This is a genomic window from Mesorhizobium sp. CNPSo 4684, from assembly GCF_057784315.1.
Window position 1 is genome coordinate 232,063 of the sequence record NZ_JBWLUX010000003.1, and the last position, 8,321, is coordinate 240,383.

Here is an 8,321-nt window from a genome sequence, read left to right on the forward strand (position 1 = left end):
TTACATTTCTTTGGCTTGGCCTTTTCCGAAAAGTCTTCAACTTTTCGGGGCCAGGCCTACTACTTCTTCTTGCCTTCCTTGCGGACGATCTTCTCGCCGGCATAGCGGACACCCTTGCCCTTGTAGGGCTCGGGACCGCGATACTCGCGGATCTCGGCGGCAACCTGGCCGACCTGCTGCTTGTCGATGCCGGTCACGGTGATTTCCGTCGGCTTCGGCACAGTGATCGTGATGCCGGCCGGCGTCTCGTAGACGACGTCATGGCTGAAGCCAAGAGCCAGCTGCAGGTTCTTGCCCTGAAGGGCGGCGCGATAGCCGACGCCGGTGATCTCGAGCTTCTTCTCGAAACCGTCCTTGACGCCCTGCAGGATGTTGACGATCTGCGTGCGCGACATGCCCCACTTGGAGCGGGCGGTCTTGGTCTGGTCGCGCGGCTGGACAGCGATCTCGCTGCCTTCCATCTTGACCAGCACTTCGTCGTTCACCACGAACTTCAGCTCGCCCTTGGGGCCCTTCGCCGTCACGGTCTGGCCGTTGACGGTCGCGGTCACGCCCTGCGGCAGCGAAACGGGTTTCTTTCCAATACGAGACATTTTGTTGTCCTCGTCACTTCTCTTGTTTCAGGTCTCTGTCTTCGGAACGATCCGAAGACCGGATTCCACTTTGCGGTCAGCTGCCAGATCAGAAGATCTGGCAGAGGATCTCGCCGCCGACATTCTGTTCGCGTGCTTCGTGGTCGGCCATCACGCCCTTCGGCGTCGAAAGGATGGCGATGCCGAGGCCGTTGGCGACGTGCGGGATCGACTTGGCCGAGACGTAAACGCGGCGGCCAGGCTTCGAGACGCGGGCGATTTCGCGCACGACCGGAGCACCGTCGAAATACTTCAGCTCGATTTCGATCTCGGACTTGCCGTTGTCGAAGTCGGTCTGGCTGTAGTCGCGGATATAGCCTTCAGCCTTCAGCACGTCGAGGACGCGGGTACGCAGGCGCGAAGCCGGCGTCGAGACGCTCGACTTCTTGCGGCCGTACGCGTTGCGGATGCGGGTCAGCATATCGCCGAGAGGATCGCTCAATGACATGTTATGTCCTCCTTACCAGCTCGACTTGACCAGGCCCGGGATCTGGCCGTTATTGCCGAGATCACGAAGCGCGATGCGCGATACTTTGAGCTTGCGATAATAGGCGCGCGGACGGCCGGTAACTTCGCAGCGGTTGCGGATGCGGATTTTGGCCGAGTTGCGCGGCAGGGCAGCAAGCTTCAGCTGAGCGCGGAAGCGCTCCTCCATCGGCTTGGACTGGTCCATGATGATCGCCTTCAGAGCAGCGCGCTTGGGACCGTACTGGTCGGCAAGCTTGCGGCGCCTGTTGTTCTTCTCGACTGAGCTGGTCTTTGCCATTTCAGATTTTTCCTTTTCTCGCTGCCGTTACTGGCGGAAGGGGAAGTTGAAGGCCTTGAGCAATGCCCTGGCTTCGTCGTCCGTCTTCGCAGTCGTACAAACGATGACGTCCATGCCCCAGATCTGATCAACCTTGTCGTAGTTGATCTCCGGGAACACGATGTGTTCCTTGATGCCCATGGCGTAGTTGCCACGGCCATCGAAGCTCTTCGGATTCAGTCCGCGAAAGTCGCGAACGCGCGGCAGTGCGATGTTCACGAGGCGGTCGAGGAACTCGTACATGCGTTCCTTGCGCAGCGTGACCTTGGCGCCGATCGGCATCTTCTCGCGGACCTTGAAGCCGGCGATCGAGTTGCGGGCGCGGGTGACGACGGCCTTCTGGCCGGCGATCATCGCCAGGTCTTCGGCCGCGATCGAAGGCTTCTTCGAATCCGCAGTCGCTTCGCCGACGCCCATGTTCAGCACGATCTTGTCGATGCGCGGAACCTGCATCTCGTTGTCGTAGCCGAACTGCTCCTGCAACGCCTTGCGGATGGTCTCGTTGTAGACCTGCTTGAGGCGCGGCGTGTTCTGGGCCTTGGACTGTTTGCTTTCAGCCTTGGGCTTCGTGGTTTGAGCCTTAGCCATTGATGACTTCTCCCGAGCGCTTGGCGACGCGCACCTTCTTGCCGTCCTTCTGGAAGATGAAGCCGACGCGGGTCGGCTTGCCATCCTTGGGGTCGGCCAGCGCGATGTTCGACAGCTGGATCGGCGCTTCCTTGGTGATGATCCCGCCCTCTTGGGACTGGGACTGCTTCTGGTGACGACGGATCATGTTGACGCCGCGCACCAGCGCGGTGTCTTCCTTCGGCTGAACCGACAGGACTTCGCCCGAACGGCCCTTGTCCTTGCCGGCCAGCACGACGACCTTGTCGCCTTTTCTAATCTTTTGCATTGGTCCGGCTCCTTACAGCACTTCAGGCGCGAGCGAGATGATCTTCATGTGGTTCTTGGCGCGGAGTTCGCGCGGAACCGGTCCGAAGATACGCGTGCCGATCGGCTCTTTCTTGTTGTCGACGAGAACGGCCGCGTTCTTGTCGAAACGGATCACGCTGCCGTCCGGGCGGCGGATGTCCTTGGCCGTACGAACCACGACCGCCTTCATCACATCGCCCTTCTTAACGCGGCCGCGCGGAATGGCTTCCTTGATCGACACCACGATGATGTCGCCCACGGAAGCGTATTTCCGCTTCGAGCCGCCCAGCACCTTGATGCACATGACACGACGCGCGCCGGAATTATCCGCGACGTCGAGGTTTGTTTGCATCTGAATCATGACTGGCCGCCTTCTTCTTTTCTAACGGGACGGGCTCAAAGCCCCTCCCCGGTCTGTCCAAAATTCGTTGTTTACGCCTGATCCGAAGATACGACGATCCAGCGCTTGTCCTTGGAAATCGGCTTCGATTCCTGGATGAACACCTGATCGCCGACCTTGTGGGCGTTGTTCTCGTCGTGCGCCTTGTACTTCTTGGTCATGCGCACGGTCTTCTTCATCACGGGATGCGTGAAGCGCCGTTCGACCTTGACGACAACCGTCTTCTCGTTCTTGTCGCTGACGACGGTGCCCTGCAGAATGCGCTTTGGCATGGTTTTCGTCCTTAAGCCTTCTTGGCCGCGGACTTTTCCGCAGCGATGGTCTTGATACGCGCAATGTCCTTGCGGACCTGCCTCACGCGCGCGGTCTTCTCGAGCTGCCCAGTGGCCTTCTGGAAGCGCAGGTTGAACTGCTCCTTCTTCAGGCTGGCCAGATCGTCGGTCAGCTGGTCCTGGGTCTTGGTCCGGATGTCTTCGGCTTTCATGATCAGCCCGTCCTTATTCTGCGATGCGCTGTACGAAGCGCGTCCTGACCGAGAGCTTGGCCGCGCCGAGACGCAGCGCCTCACGGGCGGTTTCTTCGTTGACGCCGTCGATCTCGAACATGATGCGGCCCGGCTTGACGCGCGCCGCCCAGTAATCGACAGCGCCCTTGCCCTTGCCCATGCGCACTTCGGTCGGCTTCGACGTCACCGGCACGTCTGGGAAAATACGGATCCACACGCGGCCGGCACGCTTCATCTCACGAGTGATCGCGCGGCGGGCCGCCTCGATCTCACGCGCGGTGACGCGGTTCGGCTCAAGCGCCTTCAGCCCGAAACCACCGAAATCCAGGTTGGTGCCGCCCTTTGCGGTACCATGGATACGGCCCTTGAACTGCTTGCGGAACTTTGTGCGCTTTGGCTGCAGCATCGTTCTAACTCCAAATTCCTAAATAATCAGGCGTTTTCGCGACGACGACCGCGTTCGCGATCACCACCACCGCCATGCGCAGCATCACCCTCGGTCGCGCGACGCTCCGAAGCCATCGGATCGTGCTCGAGGATTTCGCCCTTGAACACCCAGACCTTGACGCCGCAGATGCCGTAAGCCGTGTTCGCTTCGGCCGTGCCGTAATCGACATCGGCGCGCAGCGTGTGCAGCGGCACGCGGCCTTCGCGGTACCATTCCATGCGCGCGATCTCGGCGCCGCCGAGACGGCCGGCGCAGTTGATGCGGATGCCTTCGGCACCAAGCCGCATCGCCGATTGAACGGCGCGCTTCATGGCGCGGCGGAACGCGATACGACGCTCGAGCTGCTGGGCGATCGACTGGGCGACCAGGGTCGCGTCGATTTCCGGCTTGCGCACTTCAACGATGTTGAGGTGCGTCTCGGACTTCGTCATCTCCATCAACTTCTTGCGAAGCTTCTCGATGTCGGCGCCCTTCTTGCCGATGATCAGACCCGGACGCGCCGCATGGATGGTGACGCGGCACTTCTTGTGCGGACGCTCGATCACGACCTTGGAGATCGCGGCCTGCTTGAGTTCCTTCTCAAGATACTTGCGGATCTTGATGTCCTCATGCAGCAGCTTGCCGTACTCGCCGGTGTTCGCGAACCAGCGCGAATCCCAGGTGCGGTTGATGCCGAGGCGCAGACCGATCGGATTGACTTTCTGGCCCATTATGCGGCCTCCCCTTTTTCTTCGACTTCACGAACGACGATCGTGAGGTGCGAGAACGGCTTCTCGATACGGCTGGCGCGACCGCGACCACGAGCGTGGAAACGCTTCATGACGATCGACTTGCCGACATAGGCTTCCGCCACGATCAGTGCATCGACATCGAGGTCGTGGTTGTTTTCCGCGTTGGCGATCGCCGATTCCAGCGTCTTCTTGACCGTGCCGGAAATCCGCTTGGCCGAGAATTCGAGGTCGGAAAGCGCTGTCGCGACCTTCTTGCCGCGGATCAGCGCGGCAACCAGGTTCAGCTTCTGCGGGCTGATACGGATCGTGCGCAGAACGGCGCGCGCTTCGTTGTCAGCAAGCCTGCGCGGAGCTTTGGCCTTGCCCATGATTATTTCCTCTTCGCCTTCTTATCCGCGCCGTGACCGTAATAGGTCCGGGTCGGAGCGAATTCACCGAACTTGTGACCGACCATGTCCTCGTTCACCGAGACGGGAACATGCTTCTGGCCGTTGTAGACACCGAAGGTGAAGCCGACGAACTGCGGCAGGATGGTGGAGCGACGGCTCCACATCTTGATCACCTCATTGCGACCACCTTCACGAACCTTGTCCACCTTCTTGAGAAGGTAGCCGTCGATGAAGGGGCCTTTCCAAATAGAACGAGTCACTTGGCGTTACCTCTTCTTAGCTCTTGCGCTGATGGCGCGAGCGCAGGATGAACTTGTCGGTCGCCTTGTTGGACCGCGTCTTCTTGCCCTTGGTCGGCTTGCCCCACGGGCTGACCGGATGACGGCCACCGGAGGTGCGGCCTTCACCACCGCCATGCGGATGGTCGACCGGGTTCATGGTCACGCCGCGATTGTGCGGGCGCTTGCCGCGCCAGACCGTGCGGCCGGCCTTGCCGTCATTGATGTTGCCGTGGTCGGGGTTCGACACGGCGCCGACGGTGGCCATGCAGGAGCCGTGAACGACACGCTGCTCGCCCGAGTTGAGGCGCAGGATGGCCATGCCCTGGTCGCGACCGACCAGTTGGCCGTAGCCGCCGGCCGAACGAGCAACCTGGGCGCCCTTGCCTGGCTTCAGCTCGATGTTGTGGACGATCGTGCCGACCGGCATCGAGGCCAGCGGCATCGCATTGCCCGGCTTCACGTCGACGGATTCACCGGCCACGATCTTGTCGCCGGCGGCAAGGCGCTGCGGGGCGATGATGTAGGACAGCTCGCCATCGTCGTACTTGATCAGCGCGATGAAGGCGGTGCGGTTCGGATCGTATTCAATGCGCTCGACCGTGCCGACGACGTCGAACTTGCGGCGCTTGAAGTCGATGATGCGGTACGAACGCTTGTGACCGCCGCCGATGAAGCGGGCCGTGATGCGGCCGTGATTGTTGCGGCCGCCCGACTTGGTCAGGCCTTCGGTCAGGCCCTTGACGGGCTTGCCCTTGTAGAGGCCCGAGCGGTCGACGATGACCAGCTGGCGGGTGCTCGGCGTTACCGGGTTGAATTTTTTAAGTGCCATTGTCCTGTCCTCGCGGCCTAGCTCAGAGACCCGTCGCGACGTCGATCGACTGGCCGTCGGCCAGCGTCACTACCGCCTTCTTGACGTCGCTCTGGCGGCCGATCGTGCCGCGGAAGCGCTTGATCTTGCCCTTGCGGACAAGCGTGTTCACGGCCGTAACCTTGACGCCAAACAGCGCTTCGACAGCGGCCTTGATTTCCGGCTTCGACGCCTTCTTGGCGACGTTGAAGACGACCTGGTTGTTCTCGGAAGCCATGGTCGACTTTTCGGTGATCGCCGGCGAGACGATCACGTCGTAATGACGAAGGTCGGTCATTTAAAGCGCTCCTCGAGAGCCTCGACGGCGGCCTTCGAAAGGACCAGCGTGCCGCGGCGAAGAATGTCGTAGACGTTGATGCCCTGGATGGGCAGCACGTCGATGTTCGGGATGTTGGTCGCTGCCAGCTTGAAGTTCTGGTCAAGCTCGGCACCGCCGATCACCAAAGCGTTGGTCAGGCCCAGCGTCGCGAAATTCGCGATCAGCGCCTTCGTCTTGGCCTCGGTCAGCTTCAGCTCGTCGATGATGATGATCGACGCGCTCTTGGCCTTGGCCGAGAGAGCATGGCGCAAGCCCAGGGCGCGAACCTTCTTCGGCAGATCGTGCTCATGGCTGCGAACGACCGGGCCGTGGGCTTTGCCGCCGCCGCGGAACTGCGGAGCGCGTGCCGAATGGTGGCGGGCGCGGCCCGTACCCTTCTGCTTGTACATCTTGGCGCCGGTGCGCGCGATTTCGGCGCGGCCCTTGGCCTTGTGCGTGCCCTGCTGGCGCTTGGCCAGCTGCCAGCGCACGACGCGCTGCAGGATATCCTCGCGCGGATCAAGGCCGAAAATCTCCTCGGAGAGTTTCACCTTGCCGGCGTCCTTGCCGCCAAGCGTTGTGATCTTGAGATCCATTATTCTGCTCCCTCTGCGGCCGGAGCCTCGTTCTTCGCGCCACTCTCGGCAGCAACGGCGCGGATCGCGGCAGGCTTCGGCGCATTGGCCGGCAGTGCTACCTTGGCCGCATCGCGGACCAGGATCCAGGCGCCCTTCGATCCGGGAACCGCACCGCGGATCAGGATCAGGCCGCGATCGGCGTCGGTCGAAACGATCTCGACATTCTGTGTGGTGACGCGGGTGTCGCCCATGTGGCCAGCCATATGCTTGCCCTTGAACACCTTGCCCGGGTCCTGACGCTGGCCGGTCGAGCCATGCGTACGGTGCGAAACCGAGTTACCGTGCGTCGCGCGGCCGCCACCCATGTGGTGGCGCTTGATGACGCCCTGGAAACCCTTGCCGATCGTCGTGCCCGTCACATCGACCTTCTGGCCGGCGACGAAGTGCTCGACGGTGATCTCGGCGCCGACATCGATCATGTTGTCGGCGGAGACGCGGAACTCGGCGACCTTCGCCTTCGGCTCGACGGAAGCGGTCGCGAAATGGCCGCGCATCGCCTTCGACGTGTTCTTCACCTTGGCGAGGCCAACGCCGAGCTGGACGGCCGTATAGCCGTTCTTCTCCTGCGTGCGCTGAGCCACGACCTGGCAGTTCTCCATCTGGAGAACGGTGACGGGAACATGTTCCCCGGCATCATTATAGATGCGGGTCATTCCCACCTTCTTTGCAATCACACCTGAACGCATCGGTTCAATTCCTTTAGAGTTCCGGGCCAGGGGCACCGCCCCTTACCGCGCTCTCATTCCCTTAGAGCTTGATCTCGACGTCGACACCGGCGGCCAGATCGAGCTTCATCAAAGCATCGACCGTCTGCGGGGTCGGATCGACGATGTCGAGCAGACGCTTGTGCGTGCGCATCTCGAACTGCTCGCGGCTCTTCTTGTCGACGTGAGGCGACCGGTTGACCGTGAACTTTTCGATCCGCGTCGGCAGCGGAATGGGGCCGCGGACGTTTGCTCCGGTGCGCTTGGCCGTCGACACGATTTCTTTCGTCGAGGCGTCGAGCACCCGGTGATCAAACGCCTTCAGGCGGATGCGGATATTCTGTCCGTTCATGCGTCACTTCCTTGTTCTGGCGCGGCGCGGGCAACTCCGCGCCCGCGACAGATCGGTTTAAGTCTAATTATTCTTTGATGGTGACGACGATGCCGGCACCGACGGTGCGGCCGCCTTCACGGATGGCGAAGCGCAGCTTCTCTTCCATGGCGATCGGCACGATCAGCTCGACATCGACCGTGATGTTGTCGCCGGGCATCACCATCTCCGTGCCTTCCGGCAGCGACACGATGCCGGTCACGTCGGTCGTGCGGAAGTAGAACTGCGGACGGTAGTTGGTGAAGAACGGCGTGTGACGGCCACCTTCGTCCTTGGTCAGGATGTAGGCTTCGGCCACGAACTTCTTGTGCGGCTT

General features: G+C 61.5%; 18 protein-coding genes. All 18 read right to left on the bottom strand.

Annotated features, from left to right (window positions below):
* Positions 1 to 59: 59 nt before the first annotated feature.
* Positions 60 to 593, bottom strand: a complete 534-nt coding sequence (gene rplF / locus AC04SG_RS04245; protein WP_023682603.1) for a 50S ribosomal protein L6 — start codon at positions 591 to 593, stop codon at positions 60 to 62.
* An 88-nt stretch (positions 594 to 681) separates the two neighbouring features.
* The gene (gene rpsH, locus AC04SG_RS04250; protein ID WP_006205453.1) at positions 682 to 1,080 is read right to left on the bottom strand and encodes a 30S ribosomal protein S8; all 399 of its coding nucleotides are present in this window, start codon (positions 1,078 to 1,080) and stop codon (positions 682 to 684) included.
* 12 nt (positions 1,081 to 1,092) lie between these two features.
* Positions 1,093 to 1,398 carry a 30S ribosomal protein S14 gene (gene rpsN, locus AC04SG_RS04255; protein WP_010909282.1) on the bottom strand — a complete coding sequence of 102 codons (306 nt, stop codon included), beginning with the start codon at positions 1,396 to 1,398 and terminating at the stop codon, positions 1,093 to 1,095.
* Positions 1,399 to 1,425: 27 nt separating this feature from the next.
* The gene (gene rplE, locus AC04SG_RS04260; protein WP_013531429.1) at positions 1,426 to 2,025 is read right to left on the bottom strand and encodes a 50S ribosomal protein L5; all 600 of its coding nucleotides are present in this window, start codon (positions 2,023 to 2,025) and stop codon (positions 1,426 to 1,428) included.
* Positions 2,018 to 2,332 (bottom strand): 50S ribosomal protein L24, encoded by a 315-nt coding sequence (gene rplX, locus AC04SG_RS04265; protein ID WP_013531428.1) that lies wholly within the window; start codon positions 2,330 to 2,332, stop codon positions 2,018 to 2,020. Before rplX ends, rplE begins: the two co-directional genes overlap by 8 nt.
* Positions 2,333 to 2,344: 12 nt before the next feature.
* Entirely contained in the window at positions 2,345 to 2,713 is a 369-nt protein-coding gene (gene rplN / locus AC04SG_RS04270; RefSeq protein ID WP_006205457.1) for a 50S ribosomal protein L14, read from the bottom strand.
* 71 nt (positions 2,714 to 2,784) lie between these two features.
* A complete protein-coding gene (rpsQ, locus tag AC04SG_RS04275) occupies positions 2,785 to 3,024 on the bottom strand; it encodes a 30S ribosomal protein S17 (protein WP_010909280.1) in 240 nt (79 codons plus the stop codon).
* 11 nt (positions 3,025 to 3,035) lie between these two features.
* Positions 3,036 to 3,236 carry a 50S ribosomal protein L29 gene (gene rpmC, locus AC04SG_RS04280; protein WP_006205459.1) on the bottom strand — a complete coding sequence of 67 codons (201 nt, stop codon included), beginning with the start codon at positions 3,234 to 3,236 and terminating at the stop codon, positions 3,036 to 3,038.
* A 13-nt stretch (positions 3,237 to 3,249) separates the two neighbouring features.
* Positions 3,250 to 3,663 (bottom strand): 50S ribosomal protein L16, encoded by a 414-nt coding sequence (rplP, locus tag AC04SG_RS04285; protein ID WP_006205460.1) that lies wholly within the window; start codon positions 3,661 to 3,663, stop codon positions 3,250 to 3,252.
* A 26-nt stretch (positions 3,664 to 3,689) separates the two neighbouring features.
* Positions 3,690 to 4,415, bottom strand: coding sequence for a 30S ribosomal protein S3 (gene rpsC, locus AC04SG_RS04290; RefSeq protein WP_013895697.1), 726 nt, complete (start codon positions 4,413 to 4,415; stop codon positions 3,690 to 3,692).
* The gene (rplV, locus tag AC04SG_RS04295; RefSeq protein WP_006205462.1) at positions 4,415 to 4,804 is read right to left on the bottom strand and encodes a 50S ribosomal protein L22; all 390 of its coding nucleotides are present in this window, start codon (positions 4,802 to 4,804) and stop codon (positions 4,415 to 4,417) included. The genes rpsC and rplV overlap by 1 nt, the downstream gene beginning before the upstream one ends.
* A gap of 2 nt (positions 4,805 to 4,806) precedes the next feature.
* Positions 4,807 to 5,085 (bottom strand): 30S ribosomal protein S19, encoded by a 279-nt coding sequence (gene rpsS / locus AC04SG_RS04300; protein WP_006205463.1) that lies wholly within the window; start codon positions 5,083 to 5,085, stop codon positions 4,807 to 4,809.
* Positions 5,086 to 5,101: 16 nt separating this feature from the next.
* Entirely contained in the window at positions 5,102 to 5,935 is an 834-nt protein-coding gene (gene rplB, locus AC04SG_RS04305; protein ID WP_023706515.1) for a 50S ribosomal protein L2, read from the bottom strand.
* Between the two features lie 22 nt (positions 5,936 to 5,957).
* A complete protein-coding gene (locus AC04SG_RS04310; protein WP_027170367.1) occupies positions 5,958 to 6,251 on the bottom strand; it encodes a 50S ribosomal protein L23 in 294 nt (97 codons plus the stop codon).
* Positions 6,248 to 6,868, bottom strand: coding sequence for a 50S ribosomal protein L4 (gene rplD, locus AC04SG_RS04315; protein ID WP_023672750.1), 621 nt, complete (start codon positions 6,866 to 6,868; stop codon positions 6,248 to 6,250). Before rplD ends, AC04SG_RS04310 begins: the two co-directional genes overlap by 4 nt.
* On the bottom strand, positions 6,868 to 7,596 hold the full coding sequence (rplC, locus tag AC04SG_RS04320) for a 50S ribosomal protein L3 (RefSeq protein WP_023682606.1): 729 nt from the start codon (positions 7,594 to 7,596) through the stop codon (positions 6,868 to 6,870). Before rplC ends, rplD begins: the two co-directional genes overlap by 1 nt.
* Before the next feature lie 61 nt (positions 7,597 to 7,657).
* The gene (gene rpsJ / locus AC04SG_RS04325; protein ID WP_010909272.1) at positions 7,658 to 7,966 is read right to left on the bottom strand and encodes a 30S ribosomal protein S10; all 309 of its coding nucleotides are present in this window, start codon (positions 7,964 to 7,966) and stop codon (positions 7,658 to 7,660) included.
* Positions 7,967 to 8,033: 67 nt separating this feature from the next.
* The coding region (locus tag AC04SG_RS04330; RefSeq protein WP_488550050.1) for an EF-Tu C-terminal domain-related protein at positions 8,034 to 8,321 on the bottom strand (288 nt) is incomplete at its 5' end.